Here is a 19,496-nt window from a genome sequence, read left to right as displayed (position 1 = left end):
ATTGTGCCGGCGGCCGGTCACCTTTGTTGGAGGTTGCGTGCCCGAGCGAGAACCACCTGCCTGGATATGGCTCAAGGAACGGCTGTCCCGCCTCCGGCAGCCTGCGCTCCCGGTTCCGCTTGCCGATGAGGCGCGTACCGCCGTCGTCAAGACTGCTGTCGTGACAGATTCGGCAGCTGCCCTGCCGGCTGACTGGGTTGCAGCCTTTGCCGCGGACGGTCGCCTCGCCGTCGTTCCCATGCCTGTCATGGTGGGAAGTGAGATCTATGGTGAAGGCGAAGACGACATCACCGAGACGTTGGCCGTCGCCTTGGCATCGGGTGCATCCGTGAAGACGTCCCGCCCCTCGCCCGGTCAGTTTGAACAGGCATATCGCGCCGCCCAGAGCCGCGGCTTTGAAGCGGTTGTGTCGATCCATATTTCCTCTGAACTGTCCGGAACGGCCGATGCCGCGCGTCTTGCTGCAGCCCGTGTTGATATACCGGTGGAGGTACTCGACTCCCGCACGGTCGGCATGGCACAAGGCATGGGTGTGCAGAGCGCGGTTGTGGCAGCGGCTGCTGGCCAGTCCGCAGCTGAAGTTCGTGCTTTTGCGGAGAAGCGCATGGAGCGAACCAAGGTTTATTTCTACGTTCCGAGCCTTGAGCAGCTGAGGCGCGGGGGACGCATAGGAGCTGCAGCGTCGCTGCTCGGCACCGTGCTGGCCATCAAGCCAATACTTGCGGTCGACGGCGGCAGGATCGTTCCGCTGGAAAAGGTCCGTTCCGCTGTCCGGGCCGTTGCCCGGCTTGAGGAGATTGTGGCCGCTGATGTTGCTTCAAGACCTGCTGGTCAGCAACGGTTGGCGGTTCATCATTTCGGTAACCAGTCAGAGGCCGAAGCGTTGGCAGAACGGCTGCGCGATAAATGCCCGGACTGTCCACCCGCGCAGATCAGCGCCCTGCCGGCAGTCCTCGCGGCGCACGCGGGTTTGGGCGTTCTAGCGGTGATCGTGGGGGAGAGCAGTACGCCCACGTGAGCTTATCCACATAGCCTAAGAGGCCCACTCCGCTCCCATCAGGTCCGTCGTAGGCTCGAATCATGCCACGCTGGAATCGGGATGGGTCCCCAGACGCCGCAGTGCTGGCAGCCAGGCGACGCTTTGCGTCGGGACTGAACCCTCCAGGGGATCCGGCTCCCTTGCTTTCCATGCCCCTGTTGGACCAGGTCGCTCCGAACAAAGTGGCTACCGACCCCCTCGATGGTCAAGGGACGATAGCGGTGCGGACTCGGTGGCGAACGTCGTGGAGGGTAGCAGTTGCCGTTTTCGTTATTGGTGCCGGATGCGCAGCATGGTTCCTTATTCAGGCGGCCATCGGCCAGCCCACCATGGAACCCCTCAGTCAATCGGTATCGGCAGGAACAGTGCCTGAGGGTGGGGAGCTTGGGTCGTCTCCGCCGACGCCGCCGCCACAAAATACGAAGATGCTGCTGGTCCATGTTGCCGGCGAAGTACAGAAACCCGGCGTCGTTTCGCTTCCCGAAGGAGGCCGGATCTTTCAGGCGATCGATGCTGCAGGCGGGGCAACCGCCAGTGCTGACCTAAATGGCCTTAACCTCGCAGAAGTAGTCACAGATGGGGCAAAGATCCATGTTCCGGCTGCGGGGGAGGCATCCGGGGGCGGGACGCCTCAGGGATCCGGGACCGCGAACGGCGCAGGTGGGCCAGCGGAAACCAAGGCCAGCCCGGGGTCCGGAGGCACAAAGGTCAACATCAACACTGCCTCCGTGGAGGAGCTCGGGACACTGCCCAGGGTGGGTCCGGTGACGGCCCAGCGCATTGTGGATTGGCGCAAAGAACACGGAGCGTTTACCTCAGTGGATGAGTTGGATGCCATTGACGGCATCGGGCCCAAGCTTATGGAGTCGCTCCAGGACTTGGTGACGGTGCAGGGTGGCTGAGGATTCAAAGGGCGATCGCTTGCTGAGGCGTCTGGATCTCCGGTTGGTTCCTGCTGTGCTTGTCACGTGGGCCGCTGCACTTGCTGGCAGTGTTCTCGCCGCTGCGTGGTCGGCCGCTATGGGTGCAGTGCTTGCCGCTGCCGCCATCGCGCTGCTGCTGTATTCGCGCCTGCGGGCAACGGGGACGTCACGTGCCAGGACAGTTCCGGCCACTCTCGCCTTGGCCTGTGTGCTCGGTGCTGTGGCCGCCGGGCATTGTTCGTTGGCTGCCGGCAAGCGGGACCAAGGACCCCTTGCCGCGGCCGTCGACGCCCACGCCGGTGTGGTCATCCAGGTCCGGGTCACGGGGAGCCCTTCTGCTGTACCCCAGCCCGGGCATTCCGGCGATACGCGATGGTCAGTTCCGGCGAGCCTGGTCAGCCTCACCACCGACGGGAAAGTGATTCGGGGGGTTGCCTCGCTTGTCGTCAGCGGTGACGACGCGTGGCAAGACGTACGCCCGGGACAGCGCGTGAGAACAACTGGCATGCTGAAGGAGGTCCGGCCGGGACAATCAGAAGCGGCGATACTGACAGCTTCCACCGGACCGGTTGTGATGGGCTCTGCCTTCGACCTGCAAGATTCGGCCGCCAAGCTGCGGGAGCAGTTACGTGATGCGGCAGCTTGGTTGCCTCCCGATGCTGCGGGGCTGCTGCCAGGCATGGTGACCGGTGATACCAGCTCGCTTCCGGAGAGCCTGGAAGCGGACATGAAAACGACCGGAATGGTCCATTTAACGGCGGTCAGTGGCGCGAATTGCAGCCTCATTCTGGGCGGCTTCATCCTGCTCGCGAGATGCCTAAGACTGGCGCGTCCTCTGGCCGCCGCGTTTGCGGGTTGTGGCCTTGGCGCTTTCGTAGTGTTGGTAGGACCGGAGCCAAGTGTCTTACGGGCAGCCGTGATGGGGTTTGTCGGGGTGGCAGCATTGACGGGCGGGTTGCGGGGGAGGCCGCTAACTTTCCTGTGCCTGGCTACCGCTGTGCTTCTTTTGCTGGATCCCACCCTTGCCGGCAACTTTGGCTTCCTCCTCTCCGTCCTGGCCACGCTTGGCATCGTGCTGCTTGCCAGCTGTATTGCGTCCTGGTTTCCTGACACCATTCCCAAATGGCTGGCGGTGGGTGTGTCGGTTCCGCTGTCCGCGCAGGTGCTGTGTGGGCCGATCATCGTGGCACTCCAACCCCAGTTCTCGCCGTATGCACTCATTGCAAACGTGATCGCTGGTCCGCTCGTGGCTCCCATTACGATTCTGGGCACCCTTGCCGTGCCGCTCTCCGCGATCCATCCCTGGGCAGCCGCGATTCCGACCTCGCTGGCGGGCGCCAGCGCCAGTGGTGTGGCGGGCATCGCGCGGTTCTTTGGCGGATTACCGGGCGCGGCGCTTCCATGGGCCGAAGGTCCGGCGGGCATCGTTGCCATGTCCGTCTCCTCGGTAGTCACCATAGTCATGGTCTGGACAGCCCTGCATCCAAGCGGCGTGCTTCTGCGGATTATGGTCCTTCATCACCGGGTGATGGTTGTGTTGGAAAGGCTGCACAACGTCACAGGACACGGGAGTTGCCTCACGTTTCGCGGACTGCCACCACGAAGGAAGTAGCGCTCACTACGGAGCTCCTGATACAGGCGCTTCGAGGTCGTTACTTTATGTGGATTGCGTCCTGCCATCGGGCAGGCTGATAGCCGTCTTGTATGCCACGGTGTCAGGTAAAGAGCTGACGCCATCGACTGGTTTTGTCGTCATATCCATTGACTGCCCCGCCATGGAGAGCGTGACATTTTCGCACGCCGCAGCTTGGGACTTGTTGTTCTTGACTGTGTTCCGAAGTGCGTCCGCCTCCACACCGGAGACAAGAGTTATGCCGCTCATCACCCCGCCGGGCGTGTCAACTGATGCCACAATTCTTCGCCGGAGACCGTGGTCAAACCGGTGCCATCAGCGGTCTTGATCTGCTTGACCAAGTCCAGGAGTTCCCCGTTGCTGTACTGTTTCGCCTGCGCTGCCTTCTCACTGGGCTGAGCGGAAGCTGTGTCCGGCGATGTTCCAGGTCCTGAGCATGCACCCAGCGCCATCCCAACAAGTGCTACGACCCCGAGGCCCAGCAGCGATTTCTTGTACATTGGTATCCCCTTACAGGTGCCTGTGGCAGATTGCTTGCTGCCGCTAACACACACCTAGTAGGGAGATTCGTCGAATCGTGCCGCAGGATGGGGGAAGCTGACGGGCGACCCGGCTGCTGCCAAGGCATGGCAGACTTGAAGTCTGCAAAAAATCCTCCGGAAGGAACCATCTGTGGCTGCTGCCCAAAACACCCGGGCCAAGAGCGTCGCTGCGAACAACGTCAGCTGGCGGGACGCCACCCCAGCCGCCGTGGTGCTGATCACGGGACCGGAGGAGTACCTCGGTATTCGGGCCATGGACCGCATCAGGTCCCAAGTGCGGACGGCGACTCCGGATGTTGAACTCAGCAGGCTGAACGCGGGCTCCTACGAGGCCGGATCATTGGCGATGACCGTGACCCCTTCTCTGTTCGGCGAGGGAAAGCTCATTGAAGTTGAGGGCTTGGAAGCCATGAATGATGCGTTCCTGGCCGACTGTTTGTCGTACTTGGCCCATCCGGAACAGGATGTCGTTTTGGTGCTGCGTCACGCCGGTGGTGTTCGCGGGAAGAAGCTGCTTGACGCAGTGAAATCGGCAGGTTGGCCTGTGATCGATTGCCAGCCTCTTAAGAAGGATGCGGACAAAACTGCGTTTGTTGTCTCGGAGTTCAAGGCCGGTGGTCGTCGGATTGATGGCGAAGCTGTCCAGGCCCTGGTCAATGCAGTGGGAGCCAGTCTGTCCGAGCTTGCGGCCGCTTGCAACCAATTAATTGCTGACGCGACGACTGCCGTGGATGCTGCAACAGTGGAACGCTACTACGGCGGACGAGTCGAGGCCACTGCTTTCAAGGTGGCTGATGCCGCGATGGCGGGTAACGGACCAGTGGCTTTGTCCACCTTGCGGCATGCCCTGTCCACCGGGGTTGATCCTGTTCCCTTGGTGGCTGCGCTTGCGGCAAAGCTCCGCACGCTGGCCAAGGTTGCCGGAGCCCAAGGATCGTCGGCTCAGATCGCGAAAAGCCTGGGCATGCAGCCTTGGCTCGTCGAGCAGGCACAGCGGGACGTCCGTCGCTGGACTCCGGAGGGCCTCATCCGCTCAATCCAGGTGGTCGCCGAGGCCGACGCCCAGGTCAAGGGCCTGTCCCGCGACCCCGTGTATGCCGTGGAACACGCCGTAACGGTTATCGCTACATCCGCGCGGCGGGGTTAAACCCAAAAGGCCGGCACCCGTGGGTGCCGGCCTTTTGATCAGCTCAGTCGAACTGGAAAAACCTTAGAGTGCGTTGACCTTCTTGGAGATCGCCGACTTGCGGTTTGCAGCGTTGTTCTTGTGAATAACGCCCTTGCTGACAGCCTTGTCCAGCTTCCGGCTGGCAGCAACAAGTGCAGTTGCAGCAGCATCCTTGTCAGCAGACTCAACGGCGTTGGCAACGGCGCGGATGGCCGTCTTCAGCTCGGACTTGACGGCGTTGTTACGCAGGCGAGCCTTCTCGTTGGTGAGGATGCGCTTCTTCTGGGACTTGATATTAGCCACGTATGAACTCTCTTTTTAATGCGGAAATGGTCTAGAGGGTTTTCAGGTTGGCCATCGACTGAGCGGCGTGGGGATGCCTATGGCAGCCAACCATGAGTGGCCGTCGACCTGCACGGACACACAGCTATAAAGGATAGCAGAAAGCGGGGCCCAGTGTGGACCCACTGATCAGCTCCAGCCGTGATGGTCCCTCAGGGCGCGGGAAACCTCAAGGAATGCCGGCTTGCCGAGCACTGCACCTTCGCGTCGGATCGCATGAGGGCTCACCCGGATCACACGGTCCAGTTTGACTTCACTCGGGCGTCCTTGACGGTCCCATTGCCCCACCCCAACATCAACATAGTCCCCAGCCCGCCTGCCGTTGTCGTGGTCCTTTGATGTCAGCATGAGGCCCAGGAGCCATTCGCCATCCCTGCCAACCAGCAGCACCGGGCGGTCCTTGCCCTGCGAGAAGTCCTCTTCAAAGGGAACCCAGGTCCACACAATTTCACCGGGATCCGGCCGACCATCCGGCTTGGGGGAGTAGTGCAGTTTCGTCACGCCGGTGAAGTCGCCGGGGTAGGTGCCCGGTTGATGCCCGACGGCGGGTTGCCGGGTTCGCTGCCGAGGGGAACCAGCGGGAGCGTTCTTCCTACTACTAGTACTGCTGCCGCCGAGCGCCTTGAGGGATCGAAGGATGAGTTTGCCCAAAGGGCGCAAGTCCAAAGCCATGCCGACAACGCTACCGCGATGGTTTGCCTGGCAACGGTGCGCAGCGTTTCATCGAGTCCGGCTGGAACGTACTGCTCCGGCAGGAATGTGCGGTGAACCAGGAATGCACGGTGAACCAGGAATGCACGGTGAACCAGGAATGTACGGTGAACGGCCGGTTCGTGGGAGACTAGAGGATCAGATGCGCGGCGTGTCCCGGCTGGCCTTTGCCCAGTCGGTGGATTTGCCGTGCGAGTGTCGACAGTAAGGATCCTGCGTGTCTCCCATGGCCCGCACCGCACCGGTGCCCGCCGCAACAGATCCGGCCATCATCCGGAACTTCTGCATCATTGCCCACATCGACCACGGTAAGTCCACCCTGGCCGACCGCATGCTGCAGTACACCGGCGTCGTTCAACAGCGCGACATGAAGGCCCAGTATCTGGACCGTATGGATATCGAACGTGAGCGCGGCATCACCATCAAGTCCCAGGCAGTGCGTATGCCGTGGGAACTCGATGGCACCAGCTACGCCCTGAACATGATCGATACTCCTGGCCACGTCGACTTCACCTACGAGGTTTCACGTTCCCTGGCAGCCTGTGAAGGCGCCGTGCTGCTGGTTGACGCAGCACAGGGGATCGAAGCCCAGACGCTTGCCAACCTCTACCTGGCGATGGAGAACAACCTCACCATCATCCCGGTGCTGAACAAGATCGACCTCCCGGCAGCCCAGCCTGAGAAGTACGCGGCGGAACTGGCCAACCTTATTGGCGGAGACCCGGAAGATGTCCTCAAGGTTTCAGGCAAGACCGGAGTGGGCGTGGAGGCGTTGCTGGACAAAATCGTCCGTGACCTCCCGGCTCCCGTGGGCGATGCCAATGCTCCTGCCCGGGCCATGATCTTCGACTCCGTCTATGACACCTACCGCGGCGTGGTCACTTACGTTCGCGTGGTGGACGGCATGCTGCACCCGCGTGAGCGGATCCAGATGATGTCCACCCGTGCCACTCACGAACTCCTGGAAATCGGCGTCAGCTCCCCGGAGCCCACACCGTCCAAGGGCTTGGGTGTGGGCGAGGTCGGCTACTTGATCACCGGTGTTAAGGACGTCCGCCAGTCCAAGGTTGGCGATACTGTTACCAACCTCGCCAAGCCGGCATCGGAGTCGCTCAGCGGCTACGCCGATGCGAAGCCCATGGTTTTCTCGGGTCTGTACCCGCTTGATGGAACTGACTATCCCGTGCTCCGCGATGCCCTCGAGAAGCTGATGCTTAACGACGCCGCTCTGGTCTATGAGCCCGAGACGTCCGCTGCGCTGGGCTTCGGCTTCCGTGTTGGCTTCCTGGGTCTGCTCCACCTCGAAATCACCCGTGAGCGTCTTGAGCGCGAGTACAACCTCGATCTCATCTCCACAGCTCCCAACGTGGAGTACGAGGTAACGCTGGAGGACAAGAAGGTGGTCCACGTGACCAACCCCAGCGAATATCCCACGGGCAAGATCTCCGAGGTCCGCGAGCCTATGGTCTCAGCCACCATCCTGGCGCCGAACGAGTTTGTTGGCGCCATCATGGAGCTGTGCCAGAGCCGCCGCGGCGTTATGGGTGGTATGGACTACCTCTCCGAGGACCGTGTGGAAATCAGGTACCGCCTGCCCTTGGCGGAAATCGTGTTCGACTTCTTCGACATCCTCAAATCCAAGACGCGCGGTTATGGCTCGCTGGACTGGAAAGCCGACGGCGAACAGGTTGCCGACCTCGTTAAGGTGGACATCATGCTCCAGGGCGAGCAGGTGGATGCTTTCAGTGCCATCACCCACCGTGACAAGGCCTATGCCTACGGTGTAATGATGACCGGCAAGCTGCGCGAACTCATCCCGCGTCAGCAGTTCGAGGTGCCCATCCAGGCTGCCATCGGATCGCGCATTATTGCCCGGGAGAGCATTCGGGCCATCCGCAAGGACGTTCTTGCCAAGTGCTACGGCGGTGACATCACCCGTAAGCGCAAGCTGCTCGAGAAGCAGAAGGAAGGCAAGAAGCGCATGAAGATGGTGGGCCGGGTTGAAGTTCCTCAGGAAGCTTTCATTGCCGCGCTGACCACCGACGAGTCCAAGGACAAGGCCAAGAAGTAGATGCCCAGCGTCCTTCCTTTGGGCGACCCGGCACCTGCGGATGGCTTGTTGCCCCCGCAGGTGCTGACCGGCGTCGAGCACCGCAAATTCGGCCTGTACGTGCATATCCCCTTCTGCGCGGTGCGGTGCGGTTATTGCGACTTCAACACCTACACAGCCACGGAGCTGGGTGGTGGGGCGTCGCAGGATGCTTATGCAGGCACGGCTGTCACTGAACTGGACTTTGCAGCCACGGCCATGGATGCCTCCGGCCTGCCGAAACGGCCACTGAGCACTGTATTTTTTGGCGGGGGGACACCCACGTTGCTCCCTGCCGAGGACCTGGCGCGTATCCTTCGCGCCGCCGTCGTGCAGTGGGGACTTGAGTCGGGCGCAGAGGTGACCACCGAAGCCAACCCCGACTCCGTGACGCCCGAGTCGCTCAAGGTGCTGGCTGATGCCGGCTTTACGCGTGTCTCTTTCGGCATGCAGTCCGCGGTACCGCACGTGCTCAAAGTGCTGGACCGCACCCATACCCCGAGCCGCGTTCCGCTGGTGGTCCAGTGGGCGCGCGAGGCGGGCCTGGCCGTTAGCCTTGACCTCATCTACGGCACGCCGGGAGAGACGATGGCGGATTGGCAACTGTCCCTTGAGACTGCCCTGTCCTACGAACCCGATCACATCAGCGCCTACGCTCTGATCGTGGAGGACGGAACCAAGCTGGCAGCCCAAATCCGTCGTGGCGAAGTTCCCGGAATCGACGACGACGATCACGCCGCCAAATATGAGCTGGCCGACAAACTGATTTCGGAAGCCGGCCTGACGTGGTACGAGGTCAGCAATTGGTCGAAAACGCCGGAACAGGCATGCCGCCACAACCTTGCCTATTGGCGGGGAGACGATTGGTGGGGGATCGGTCCGGGCGCTCACTCGCACGTGGGCGGGGTCCGCTGGTGGAACGTTAAGCACCCCACGGCTTATGCCAACAGGCTGGCTGCAGGAGACTCGCCGGCAGCTGGTAGGGAAACCCTTGACGCCCAAACCCGGGAAGTCGAGCGCATCATGCTTGAGGCACGGCTCGGTACCGGTCTCTCCGTTGACGCGTTGGACAAAGTTGGCCGCCATGCGATGGCAGGACTGATCGCTGAAGAACTCGTGGATCCAGGTGCGGCCTTCAAGGGTCGCCTGGTTCTGACGCTCAAAGGCCGACTCCTGGCCGACGCCGTTGTGCGCAGGATTCTGCCGGACTAACCATCGGCAGAATCCGCTGGAAGCCTTGGACTACTTGATCCAGCGCAGGTTGAGCTTGTAGCGGTGGGGCTGACCGTGGTTGACACGAATACCCGCCGAGACTGAAAAGCACGTGAGTGCTACCCAGATGCCCGTGGCGATGACTGCGAAGATATTGCCCACTACGGGAAGCAGAACCAGGATATTTGCCAGGACTGCCGCGATGGTCGGAGGAAGCGTGAAGTTCAGGGCTTCCTTGGATTCCTGCGCCGTAAAGGGTCCGCGATCACGGAAGATCAGATAGATCAACAGGGACGGCAGGCATCCCAGAATTCCCCCGAAGTGCGCCAAGGTGGCCCACTGCCGGTCTTCGCTTGCCGTCAGTGGGAGTGCGTTCGCGGGCGCGCCATGGTACTGGGGCTGGCCTGCGGCGCTGCCCGGTTCTTCAGGAGCGTTCTCTGCCACGGTGTCTTCCCTTTGCTGTAAAGATGCTGCGGTGTTGCTGTCCCAGAATACTGGGTCCCGGGTCATCCCGGGACCAACGCCCCGTTACGTCTCTGGGAAAAGCGAATTCAGGAAACGCAAATCAGGACAAGGCAGTCAGGGAGTGGTAAGGAAATCGATGACTTCCTCCACCCGTCCCAGGAGCGAGGCTTCCAAGTCCGCATAGCTGCGTACCGCGCTGAGCAGGCGCTGCCAGCCGAGTCCAATGTCTTCGGCGGTTTCGTGGGGCCAACCGAAAGCGGTCAGAATGCCGGTCTTCCAGTCAGTGCCTCGTGCAACTTCCGGCCACCGCTCAATACCCAGTACTTTTGGCCGGATGGCTTGCCAGACGTCTACATACGGATGGCCGACGATCAGCACGTTTCCGGCGGCTCCGGGCACCGTCATGGCTTCTGCGGCGATGCGTGATTCCTTTGAGCCCGCTACGAGGTGGTCTACCAGGATCCCGAGCCGGCGCCCTGGCCCGGGGGAGAATGCGGCGATAGCTGACTTGAGGTCGTCCACGCCGTGCAGTGGCTCGACGACGATGCCCTCAAGGCGGAGATCATCGCCCCAGACTTTCTCCACCAGTTCGGCGTCGTGCTTGCCTTCCACCCAAATACGGCTCGCCTTGGCCACCTGGGCACGCTGGCCCAGGACCTTTACTGACCCGGATGCCGTTCGGCCCGACTGCACAGACGATGCAGGGACCTTTGGGGCGGGAGGCATGAGACGGATGGCCTGTCCTTCAAGCAGGAAACCAAACCCGAGTTGGAAGGACTTGGTCTTACCACGCCTGTCCTCAAGGGAGACGATGTGCATTCCCCCCGATTTCTCCACCCGGGTGACTTCGCCCACCCAGCCGGACTGGACGTCTTCAAGGACCATCCCGCGCTGGACGGCTACCTCGGGGAGTTGGTGTTTGGCAGGAGCGGACAGATCCTGCGGGCCCCACGTATCGAAAGCCAAGGACTTCATACCCCTTTTTGCTGGTTGCGCTGGTTGTGCTGGGAATAACTCCCGCGGGCGGTTTCAATGCTAGCAACGTGCTGGCTCATACTAGACTTGTTAGCACTTGGGCATGTTGAGTGCTAAGTGAGTGCTATTTATCCGTCCGAGAAAGGCCGGGACAGTCGTCAGGAGGTGTTGCAATGAGTGAGCCACGCAAGCTTGAAGTACTGCGCGCAATCGTTGAGGATTATGTGCATTCACGCGAGCCTGTTGGATCCAAGGCACTTGTGGAGCGGCATCATCTCGGCGTTTCCAGCGCCACCATCCGCAACGATATGGCCGTACTGGAAGAAGAAGGCCTCATCGCAGCGCCGCATACCAGCGCAGGCCGCATCCCCACGGACAAAGGCTATCGCCTGTTCGTGGACCGCATCTCGCAGGTCAAGCCGTTGTCAGCCGCGGAGCGTCGAGCCATCCACTCGCTCCTTGAAGGGCCGGACGACCTCGATGACATCCTTGAGCGCACAGTCAGGCTCCTGTCGCAACTGACCAACCAGGTCGCCGTCGTTCAGTACCCGCACTCCAACCGGGCCCTGGTCCGGCACGTCGAATTTGTCCTCCTGGCGCCAAAGCAGGTGCTCGTGGTGCTCATCGCAGATACCGGAAGCGTTGGCCAGAAGGTCATCGAGGCCGGTTCCGATGTAAGCAACGAGGCCTTGATGGCCCTGCGTTCCCGGTTCCTTGGCAGCATCGCGGGGACGCAACTGGCACTGCTGCCGCAAGTGTTGCCGTCCGTGGTTGCGTTGTGTCCGCCGGACCTTCGTGGGCTCGCGCAGCACCTTGCCCATGGTCTCCAGGCCCTGAGTGACACCAGCCGTGAAGAGCGTATAGTCATGGCCGGAACAGCCAACCTTGCGCGCTCAAACGTGGATTTCCCGTTGAGTATCGGGCCAGTGCTGGAAGCCCTTGAGGAACAAGTTGTCATGCTCCGGTTGTTGTCGGACATGGGTGATGATCCCCGCGGCGTGACAGTGAGCATCGGGCGCGAGAATCCCTATGACGGCCTGGCAGAAGCATCGGTCGTGGCAACGGGGTACGGCTCCGGTGCCAAGGTGGGAATCCTCGGACCAACCCGGATGGACTATCCCACCACCATGGCTGCCGTGCGCGCCGTGGCCCGCTACCTTTCCCGCATTCTCGGCGGCTGACGCCAGGCCCGAGATAAGAATCGCAGTAACAACAAGGAAGAGATACCGACTTTGAGCAGCCACTATGACGTTTTGGGAGTCTCGCCGGAAGCCACCGGGGAAGAGATCAAAAAGGCGTACCGCAAGTTGGCGCGCAAGCTTCACCCGGACGTCAACCCGGGGGAGGACGTCGCGGAGCAGTTCAAGGCCGTGACGCATGCTTACGAAGTGCTGTCCGACCCCCAAAAGCGTCGCGTCTACGATGCCACCGGTAACGAGAACGGCACTGACAACGGTTTCGGTGGTGGCTACTCCGGCCAGGGCTTCGCGTTCCAGGACATCTTCGATACCTTCTTCGGCGGTGGCGGCGGGCACGCTGGTCCGGCCTCCCGTGTTCGCAGGGGCCAGGACGCGCTGATCAGCGTCCGCATCGACCTCAAGGATGCCGTGTTTGGTGTCAACAAGAAGCTTGAAGTTGACACGGCCGTCGTCTGCCCGACGTGCGATGGCAGCTGCTGCCGGCCAGGCACGCACCCGGAGCGGTGTGACATTTGTGGCGGCAGTGGCCAAGTCCAGCGGGCCGTTCGATCCATCTTGGGCCAGGTCATGACCACCGCACCATGTGGTTCCTGCGAGGGCTTCGGTACGGTCATCAAGGATCCCTGCAACGAGTGCAACGGGCAGGGCCGCATCCGCAGCCGCCGGTCCCTCACCATCAAGGTACCTGCCGGCGTTGCCACAGGGACGCGGATCCAGCTCTCCGGACAGGGCGAAGCGGGACCGGCAGGCGGACCTGCCGGTGACCTCTATGTAGAAATCCGCGTCAACAGTGACTCCACCTACATCCGCGAAGGCGACGATCTGCACGCTACTTTGAGCGTTCCCATGACGGCAGCAGCCTTGGGTACGGAACTGAGCCTGGAAACTTTCGACGGGCCCCAGGAGATCGACGTCAAGGCTGGCACCCAGTCCGGCGAGGTCATCACGCTTCGCGGTTTGGGGATTACCCACCTCAGGGGCTACGGTCGCGGCGATCTCAAGGTGCACCTGCACGTTGAGACACCGGTCAAGCTGGATCCGGCACAGGAAGAGCTCCTGCAGCAGCTTGCCAAGTTGCGCGGCGAGCAGTTCAGCGAAGGCAAACTCGTGGCCAGCGGCGGCATGTTCGCCAAGCTGCGGGACAAGCTCGGTAACCTGTAGCGGTGAGCAACCCCGTTTTCTTCACGCCTGCCGGGAGCCTGGACGGTGTTGAGCCGGGCGCGTTGTTCGTCATCGACGGTGCAGAAGCCCGGCATGCCGTTACGGTGAAGAGGCTCACTGTCGGTGAAGCCGTGGACATTGCCGATGGCGCAGGAGCCCGCCTGACAGGCACGGTGGCAGAGGTCGGCCCTGGAAGTTTGTCCGTCATGGCCTCCGGTGTGATTTTCGAAGACCAGCCGGACGTACGTTTGGTCCTTGTCCAAGCATTGGCCAAGGGTGACCGCGACGAGTTGGCCATTGAGACGGCCACCGAACTGGGCATAGACGCAGTTATCCCATGGCAGGCTGAGCGATCCATCGTCCGCTGGAAGGGGGATCGCGCTGCGAAGGCCCACGCGAAGTGGCAGTCTGTGGTCACTGCCGCGGCGAAGCAGGCCCGCCGGGCATGGATACCGGAGGTGCGTCCTATTCTGGATTCCGCGGCTTTGGCAAAGGCTGTTGCTGCCGCGGACCTGGCCGTGATCCTTCACGAGGACGCCAAGAACCCTTTGCGGACCGTCCTTGAAGCGCCCATCGTGGCTGAAGGCCGCGGGCTGGATTCGCCGCGTGAAGTCCTCTTGATCGTAGGGCCCGAAGGTGGCATCTCGCCGCGCGAGGTAACCCGCCTCAGCGACGCCGGGGCGGTCACGGCTCTCTTGGGCCACCACGTGCTGAGGTCCTCGACGGCGGGACCCGCCGCCGTCGTACTCGCCTCCGACGTCCTGGGCCGCTGGTAGGCCGTGTGGCCTGCGAGCCGGCGTCGTCCCTAACGGACGCCGGCTCTAGCCGACGCTGAAAAGCCGCGTATCCGTGGTGGAGGTGTCTGCTTGCCCGGAGTCCTGAACCTGGGACACACGCAATTCGTATTTCCCTGGTTTCAGGGTCGCGCTGAACGAGAAGACGCCGAATTGTCCCGGTTCTCCTGTGGCTTTTGTCTGGCCGGTCAGGAGGCTGGCCTTTTCGCCATTGCCGTTGTCCCGGAGGATCTGCCAGCTGACCGGCTTGGAGCTGTCAGTGCTGCGGCCATTGAACTTAACGGCGCCGGCGGGCAGGGAGGTGTCCTCCTGCGGATCGATGATCCATAGTGGCGCCACCAAGGAAGCATCCCTGGCCATCGGTTGACCGAGCCGCACCTGGCCGAATGCCATGAAATCCGTGTGACCGTCAACCAGGATGACCACTTGGATTTGCTGCCCGGAGTTGATCAGGCCTGACGACGAGGCTGCTGCCGTGGCCGTGTAAACCAGCTGCTGTACAGCCCGTTGCGCCATGCCCGCATCAAGGTTGGAGTTGAAGGCATCCCGGGAAATATCAACGGTGATCACGTTCTTGCCCGAGATGGATGTTGCCAGGCTGCCGGGGTCTTGCCACGGGGTGAAGAAGTCGTGGTCCAGCGGCTTTTCGGCCATCATGATGCGCAGCGCCGTGGTGACCGGGTTTCCATCGCCGGAGATGTCCCTGAATTCGCGATACAGGTACACATCTTCCTTGCTCCGCCCAATCCAGTAGACCGGGATCTTAGTGGACGCCTGGGTGGTCTCCAGGGGAGCATTGCTGGCCGGAGCTTCCTGGACGCTGACTGGCGGCGCACTGGAGGTAGCTTGCGTGGGTCCACCGTTGGCGATACAGCCGGTCAACAAAAGGACAGCAAGCATCGCAGGCGCTGCGACGGCGGACTTTTTCCGCTTTCGCCCGCCGGGCTGATGTCTTACTGACTGCGCGATGGGGGTTCCTTGCCTTGGTGGCCGGTGGTTGTCGCCGGCCCGTCGAACGCGCGTAGTCTGACTACCCGCTCTGCCAGCTTGGCATATCGTCGACGGCGGCTGGCCGGGTTTGCGGGTACTGGCGGCAACTGAAACAGGATTGATACCCGCTTGATGCCGAGTTGAGACAAAATGTCGCAGCCGACGGATGGCCCCGCGGGGAAGATACGGGAGGATGCGCGGGCGAACGCCCGTGGTCTGCCGGGCTGGCGTAGGATTGAAGGCATTCCGGCATATGGCCTGGCGGTTGAGCCAGTCCCGTTGTCGAAACGATGGACCAACTGTGATCCGACCGGAGGAGAAGAGGCCGTACGGCCACCACTATGAGTGAATCCCTGAATGGGCGGCTGCGGACCGGAAACGGGAACCCAGCCACCACCGAGTTCCCGCACACCTTACCGGGCACGCGCACGGAAATCGTCACGTTCGACAACTCCGATCAGATGGTTCACTCATTGGGCAGCCATGACGAAGCCTTGCGCTACATCGAGGAGCAGTTCCCGGACGTCAATTTCCACGTTCGCGGCAATGAATTGTCCATGTCCGGTCCGTCCACGGTCATACCGCGTATCATGCGCCTTCTTGAGGAGGTCCGCGGACTGGTGGCCAGGGGAACGGTCGTTACCCCGGATGTCCTGCAGCAGCTCGTTTCCCTCCTGAGGACACAGTCAGTCCAGAATCCCGTGGATGTCCTCACCCACAACATTCTCTCGAGCCGTGGCAAAACCATCCGGCCCAAGACCTTGAACCAGAAGAACTATGTGGATGCCATCGATGCGAACACGGTGATCTTCGGTATTGGCCCGGCAGGTACTGGCAAGACCTACCTCGCCATGGCCAAGGCCGTTCAGGCCCTCCAACTCAAGGAAGTAAGCCGGATCATCCTGACCCGGCCCGCTGTTGAGGCGGGGGAGCGGCTGGGCTTCCTGCCGGGAACGCTGAGCGACAAAATCGATCCCTACCTGCGGCCGCTTTACGACGCCTTGCACGACATGATGGATCCCGAGTCCATTCCCCGGCTGATGGCCGCCGGCACCATTGAGGTCGCACCGTTGGCCTACATGCGTGGACGGACGCTCAACGACGCCTTCATCATCCTGGACGAGGCCCAGAACACCACTCCTGAACAAATGAAGATGTTCCTGACCCGCCTCGGATTCGGTTCCAAGATGGTCGTAACGGGAGACGTAACACAGATCGACCTGCCTTTTGGCTCCACCTCCGGACTACGGATCGTACGGGAAATCCTCAGTGGGATCGACGACGTCAATTTCTCCATCCTGGAGGCTGCGGACGTCGTCCGGCACCGTTTGGTTGCAGACATCGTCTCCGCCTACAGCAGGTGGGATGACGCGCACCGTACGGATGGGGCTGCCGGCACACATCACAAACGTGGAGAACGAAAATGAGCATTGAAATCAACAACGAATCCGGCGTGGAGGTGGACGAAGCCCAACTGGTGACATTGTCGCGGTTCATCTTCGAGCGCCTCTACATCCATCCGCAGGCTGAGCTGTCAATCCTCCTGGTGGATGAACCCGCCATGGAGAAGCTGCACATCGAGCTCATGGACGAACCAGGAGCCACGGATGTGCTCTCGGTGCCCATGGATGAGTTGACGCCGGGCACGCCCGACAAGCCGACACCGCAGGGAATGCTCGGAGACATTGCCATATGTCCCCAGGTGGCCGAGGTGCAGGCGCGGAACGCCGGACACACCACCCAGGACGAAATGCTGTTGCTCGCCACGCACGGCATCCTCCACCTGCTTGGTTTCGACCATGCTGAACCGGAGGAAAAGGAAGAAATGTTCGGTTTGCAGCGTGAGTTGCTGTCTGAGTTCCTGGGCAAGGATGCCCCCATGGAGACCATGCAGTGACCTCGCTCATCCTGGTCGGCATGGCGCTGGTTTTCCTCAGTTTCGTTGCCTTGCTGACCGCAGCTGAGGCTGCGTTCAATTTCCTGCCCCGGCACGAAGCTGAACAATCGGTAGTCCGCAGCAAGGGCAAGGCCTTGGGGAGCATCCTCAAGAAGCCCATCGCTCATATGCGTGCCCTGCGGTTCTGGCGTGTGTGGTTCGAGATGGCGGCAGCGGTCGCCGTCGCTGTCGTCATGCACAGTTTTCTGGACAACGTGTGGCTTGCCGGCCTGGCGGCGACCGGCACCATGGCTGTCATCGGATTCGTCTTGGTTGGCGTCTCGCCCCGGCAGTTGGGACGCGCGCATTCCGGTCCCATCGTGCGGTTTACCGCGCCGCTGATCAGGTTCCTCTGCTGGATCCTGGGACCGATTCCCGGCTGGCTTGTCGCGTTGGGGAGCGCCGTCGCGCCCGGAGCCCCCGCAGGTGATGACGCGTTTGTCAGCGAGGAAGAATTCCGCGAGTTCGTCGACCGCGCGGCGGAATCGGACATGATCGAAGACAACGAGGCAGAGCTCATCCACTCGGTCTTTGACTTCGGCGATACCTTGGTTCGCTCGGTCATGGTTCCGCGCACGGACATCGTCAGCATCGGGACGGGCTCGGACCTCGAAGCGGCCATGGCCCTTTTCCTCCGCTCCGGCTACTCGCGGATACCGGTCATTGGCGAGAACACGGACCAGATCCGCGGCATTCTCTACCTCAAGGATGTTGCTGCGGCGATGCATCGCGGCGAACTTGGACTGCAGCCGCACGACGTCGATTCTCTCGCCCGGGATGTTCGGTACGTCCCGGAATCCAAGCCCGTGAGCGACCTCTTGAAGGAACTGCAGAAGGAATCCACCCACGTAGCCATCGTTATCGATGAGTACGGCGGCACCGCGGGCCTGGTGACTTTGGAGGATCTCATCGAGGAAATCGTAGGAGAGATCGTTGACGAGTACGATTCTGCTGCGGAAGAAGCGGTGGACCTCGGCGACGGAACCTACCGTGTCAGTGCCCGCATGAGCATTGATGACCTCGGGGAGCTGTTCGATATCGACCTCGATGACGACGAAGTGGACACCGTTGGCGGCCTGCTGGCCAAGGCTCTTGGCCAGGTTCCGATCGTCGGAAGCTCCGTTGAAGTGAACGGTGTGTCGCTAAAGGCAGATAGGCTTGAGGGTCGCCGAAACCGGGTCAGCCACATCATTGCGGCAGCCATGCCAAAGGAAGACACTGACTTTGAAGACCTTCTCGATGAGGCCGACACAACGCAACAGGGAGTTCCACGTGAGCAAGCAAAATAAGAAGTTCGACGCCGATGACGATTTCGGTGGCTTCCACGCCGGATTCTCGGTCCTCGTTGGCCGCCCCAACGCGGGTAAGTCCACGCTGACAAATGCGTTGGTGGGGCAGAAGGTGGCCATTACATCGGCCAAGCCGCAGACCACCCGCCACACGATCCGTGGCATCGTCCACCGCGAGGACGCACAACTGATCCTGGTTGATACCCCCGGCCTCCACCGGCCTCGCACGCTTTTGGGAAAGCGGCTCAACGACCTCGTGGCTGACACGTTGTCCGAGGTGGACGCTATCGGCTTCTGCTTGCCGGCCAATGAGAAAATCGGTCCCGGCGATAAGTACATCGCCGCTCAGCTGGCTGCCGTGGGCCGCAAGCCCATTGTTGCCATTGTGACTAAGACTGACTTGGTGGACCGGCAGGCACTGACGGAACAGTTGCTCGCCGTCGCTGCTTTGGGCCGTGAAGTCCTCGGAGAACAAGGCTGGGCGGACATTGTTCCCGTTTCTGCCGCCGATGGTTTCCAGGTATCCACTGTTGCCGACGTACTTATCGGGCACATGCCGTCGTCGCCGCCCCTTTACCCGGATGGCGAGCTGACCGACGAGCCCGAGGCCGTCATGATTGCTGAACTCATCCGCGAAGCGGCCCTCGAAGGTGTTCGGGATGAACTTCCCCACTCCCTTGCCGTCGTCGTTGAGGAAATAGTGCCCCGTGAAGGACGTACGGAGGACAATCCCTTGCTGGACGTCCGCGTCAATCTTTACGTGGAGCGGCCTTCCCAAAAAGCCATCATCATCGGTAAGGGTGGCAGCAGGCTGCGGGAAGTCGGAACCAACGCGCGTAAGGGAATCGAGACGCTCTTGGGAACCAGGATCTACCTGGATCTGCATGTCAAGGTTGCCAAAGACTGGCAGCGGGATCCCAAGCAATTGGTAAAACTCGGGTTCTGACCCGGCGTCACCGCACCGGCGTGGCTTGGGCTCGATAAGGAACTTCCCAGAATCGGCCACTATGATTGCGGGGATCCACGTG

The 19,496-nt window shown here is 61.6% G+C and carries 20 protein-coding genes; 13 read left to right on the top strand and 7 right to left on the bottom strand.

The window, feature by feature from the left end; genetic code table 11:
* Positions 1-37 precede the first annotated feature (37 nt).
* The 3 genes from AC1DD7_RS15800 to AC1DD7_RS15790 all read left to right on the top strand — a co-directional run bounded on the left by AC1DD7_RS15800 (position 38) and on the right by AC1DD7_RS15790 (position 3,574).
* On the top strand, positions 38-1,018 hold the full coding sequence (locus AC1DD7_RS15800; protein WP_477515722.1) for a DegV family protein: 981 nt from the start codon (positions 38-40) through the stop codon (positions 1,016-1,018).
* A gap of 62 nt (positions 1,019-1,080) precedes the next feature.
* Entirely contained in the window at positions 1,081-1,941 is an 861-nt protein-coding gene (locus AC1DD7_RS15795) for a helix-hairpin-helix domain-containing protein (RefSeq protein WP_477515721.1), read from the top strand.
* On the top strand, positions 1,934-3,574 hold the full coding sequence (locus AC1DD7_RS15790) for a ComEC/Rec2 family competence protein (protein ID WP_477515720.1): 1,641 nt from the start codon (positions 1,934-1,936) through the stop codon (positions 3,572-3,574). Before AC1DD7_RS15795 ends, AC1DD7_RS15790 begins: the two co-directional genes overlap by 8 nt.
* Before the next feature lie 45 nt (positions 3,575-3,619).
* Here AC1DD7_RS15790 and AC1DD7_RS15785 read toward each other — a convergent pair whose 3' ends face one another.
* Both AC1DD7_RS15785 and AC1DD7_RS15780 read right to left on the bottom strand, forming a co-directional pair.
* Positions 3,620-3,844, bottom strand: a complete 225-nt coding sequence (locus tag AC1DD7_RS15785) for a hypothetical protein (protein ID WP_477515719.1) — start codon at positions 3,842-3,844, stop codon at positions 3,620-3,622.
* Positions 3,844-4,095: a hypothetical protein gene (locus tag AC1DD7_RS15780; RefSeq protein WP_477515718.1), complete on the bottom strand. Its 252-nt coding sequence runs from the start codon at positions 4,093-4,095 to the stop codon at positions 3,844-3,846. Before AC1DD7_RS15780 ends, AC1DD7_RS15785 begins: the two co-directional genes overlap by 1 nt.
* Positions 4,096-4,267: 172 nt before the next feature.
* Between AC1DD7_RS15780 and holA the strand changes: the two genes are divergently transcribed.
* Complete coding sequence (gene holA / locus AC1DD7_RS15775; protein ID WP_477515717.1) at positions 4,268-5,284, top strand: DNA polymerase III subunit delta; 1,017 nt, start codon at positions 4,268-4,270, stop codon at positions 5,282-5,284.
* A 63-nt stretch (positions 5,285-5,347) separates the two neighbouring features.
* Here the strand turns inward: holA and rpsT are convergent, their stop codons facing one another.
* Together rpsT and AC1DD7_RS15765 are read right to left on the bottom strand one after the other, a co-directional pair.
* Positions 5,348-5,608, bottom strand: coding sequence for a 30S ribosomal protein S20 (gene rpsT / locus AC1DD7_RS15770; protein WP_216925588.1), 261 nt, complete (start codon positions 5,606-5,608; stop codon positions 5,348-5,350).
* Positions 5,609-5,776: 168 nt separating this feature from the next.
* Complete coding sequence (locus AC1DD7_RS15765; RefSeq protein WP_477515716.1) at positions 5,777-6,319, bottom strand: type II toxin-antitoxin system PemK/MazF family toxin; 543 nt, start codon at positions 6,317-6,319, stop codon at positions 5,777-5,779.
* Between the two features lie 256 nt (positions 6,320-6,575).
* On the opposite strand from AC1DD7_RS15765, the gene lepA reads away from it, so the two are divergent.
* Both lepA and hemW read left to right on the top strand, forming a co-directional pair.
* On the top strand, positions 6,576-8,429 hold the full coding sequence (lepA, locus tag AC1DD7_RS15760; protein WP_431115352.1) for a translation elongation factor 4: 1,854 nt from the start codon (positions 6,576-6,578) through the stop codon (positions 8,427-8,429).
* Complete coding sequence (gene hemW, locus AC1DD7_RS15755) at positions 8,430-9,659, top strand: radical SAM family heme chaperone HemW (RefSeq protein WP_477515715.1); 1,230 nt, start codon at positions 8,430-8,432, stop codon at positions 9,657-9,659.
* A 30-nt stretch (positions 9,660-9,689) separates the two neighbouring features.
* Here hemW and AC1DD7_RS15750 read toward each other — a convergent pair whose 3' ends face one another.
* Together AC1DD7_RS15750 and AC1DD7_RS15745 are read right to left on the bottom strand one after the other, a co-directional pair.
* The gene (locus AC1DD7_RS15750) at positions 9,690-10,103 is read right to left on the bottom strand and encodes a DUF4870 domain-containing protein (protein ID WP_159699313.1); all 414 of its coding nucleotides are present in this window, start codon (positions 10,101-10,103) and stop codon (positions 9,690-9,692) included.
* Between the two features lie 135 nt (positions 10,104-10,238).
* Positions 10,239-11,090: a DUF3097 domain-containing protein gene (locus AC1DD7_RS15745; RefSeq protein WP_477515763.1), complete on the bottom strand. Its 852-nt coding sequence runs from the start codon at positions 11,088-11,090 to the stop codon at positions 10,239-10,241.
* A gap of 182 nt (positions 11,091-11,272) precedes the next feature.
* Here AC1DD7_RS15745 and hrcA point away from each other — a divergent pair, with 182 nt between their 5' ends.
* Genes hrcA through AC1DD7_RS15730 form a run of 3 tightly spaced genes read left to right on the top strand, consistent with a single transcriptional unit; the run spans position 11,273 to position 14,235 of the window.
* A complete protein-coding gene (hrcA, locus tag AC1DD7_RS15740; RefSeq protein WP_216925592.1) occupies positions 11,273-12,280 on the top strand; it encodes a heat-inducible transcriptional repressor HrcA in 1,008 nt (335 codons plus the stop codon).
* A 51-nt stretch (positions 12,281-12,331) separates the two neighbouring features.
* Entirely contained in the window at positions 12,332-13,459 is a 1,128-nt protein-coding gene (gene dnaJ / locus AC1DD7_RS15735) for a molecular chaperone DnaJ (RefSeq protein WP_477515714.1), read from the top strand.
* A 2-nt stretch (positions 13,460-13,461) separates the two neighbouring features.
* Positions 13,462-14,235, top strand: coding sequence for a 16S rRNA (uracil(1498)-N(3))-methyltransferase (locus AC1DD7_RS15730; RefSeq protein ID WP_477515713.1), 774 nt, complete (start codon positions 13,462-13,464; stop codon positions 14,233-14,235).
* A 45-nt stretch (positions 14,236-14,280) separates the two neighbouring features.
* On the opposite strand, the gene AC1DD7_RS15725 is transcribed toward AC1DD7_RS15730, so the two are convergent.
* Entirely contained in the window at positions 14,281-15,153 is an 873-nt protein-coding gene (locus AC1DD7_RS15725) for a GerMN domain-containing protein (RefSeq protein WP_477515712.1), read from the bottom strand.
* Positions 15,154-15,584: 431 nt separating this feature from the next.
* Here AC1DD7_RS15725 and AC1DD7_RS15720 point away from each other — a divergent pair, with 431 nt between their 5' ends.
* The 4 genes from AC1DD7_RS15720 to era are packed head-to-tail and all read left to right on the top strand — an operon-like array spanning position 15,585 to position 19,414.
* Positions 15,585-16,670, top strand: coding sequence for a PhoH family protein (locus AC1DD7_RS15720; RefSeq protein ID WP_223946156.1), 1,086 nt, complete (start codon positions 15,585-15,587; stop codon positions 16,668-16,670).
* Positions 16,667-17,140, top strand: coding sequence for an rRNA maturation RNase YbeY (gene ybeY / locus AC1DD7_RS15715; protein ID WP_224090475.1), 474 nt, complete (start codon positions 16,667-16,669; stop codon positions 17,138-17,140). The genes AC1DD7_RS15720 and ybeY overlap by 4 nt, the downstream gene beginning before the upstream one ends.
* On the top strand, positions 17,137-18,468 hold the full coding sequence (locus tag AC1DD7_RS15710) for a hemolysin family protein (RefSeq protein ID WP_477515711.1): 1,332 nt from the start codon (positions 17,137-17,139) through the stop codon (positions 18,466-18,468). The genes ybeY and AC1DD7_RS15710 overlap by 4 nt, the downstream gene beginning before the upstream one ends.
* On the top strand, positions 18,419-19,414 hold the full coding sequence (gene era / locus AC1DD7_RS15705; protein ID WP_431115343.1) for a GTPase Era: 996 nt from the start codon (positions 18,419-18,421) through the stop codon (positions 19,412-19,414). The genes AC1DD7_RS15710 and era overlap by 50 nt, the downstream gene beginning before the upstream one ends.
* The last annotated feature ends 82 nt before the right edge of the window (positions 19,415-19,496 follow it).

The sequence above is a fragment of the Paenarthrobacter sp. 10L412 genome, assembly GCF_056395565.1.
Note: the sequence above shows the minus strand (reverse complement) of the source record. Positions and strands in the feature narration are given on the sequence as shown.

Coding starts and splice junctions, on each gene's coding strand:
- AC1DD7_RS15795 (WP_477515721.1), top strand. CDS start 1,081: ATGCCACGCTGGAATCGGGATGGGTCCCCAGACGCCGCAGTGCTGGCA.
- hrcA (WP_216925592.1), top strand. CDS start 11,273: ATGAGTGAGCCACGCAAGCTTGAAGTACTGCGCGCAATCGTTGAGGAT.
- era (WP_431115343.1), top strand. CDS start 18,419: ATGAGGCCGACACAACGCAACAGGGAGTTCCACGTGAGCAAGCAAAAT.
- hemW (WP_477515715.1), top strand. CDS start 8,430: ATGCCCAGCGTCCTTCCTTTGGGCGACCCGGCACCTGCGGATGGCTTG.
- AC1DD7_RS15720 (WP_223946156.1), top strand. CDS start 15,585: ATGAGTGAATCCCTGAATGGGCGGCTGCGGACCGGAAACGGGAACCCA.
- AC1DD7_RS15725 (WP_477515712.1), bottom strand. CDS start 15,153: ATGCTTGCTGTCCTTTTGTTGACCGGCTGTATCGCCAACGGTGGACCC.
- AC1DD7_RS15780 (WP_477515718.1), bottom strand. CDS start 4,095: ATGTACAAGAAATCGCTGCTGGGCCTCGGGGTCGTAGCACTTGTTGGG.
- ybeY (WP_224090475.1), top strand. CDS start 16,667: ATGAGCATTGAAATCAACAACGAATCCGGCGTGGAGGTGGACGAAGCC.
- AC1DD7_RS15785 (WP_477515719.1), bottom strand. CDS start 3,844: ATGAGCGGCATAACTCTTGTCTCCGGTGTGGAGGCGGACGCACTTCGG.
- AC1DD7_RS15765 (WP_477515716.1), bottom strand. CDS start 6,319: ATGGCTTTGGACTTGCGCCCTTTGGGCAAACTCATCCTTCGATCCCTC.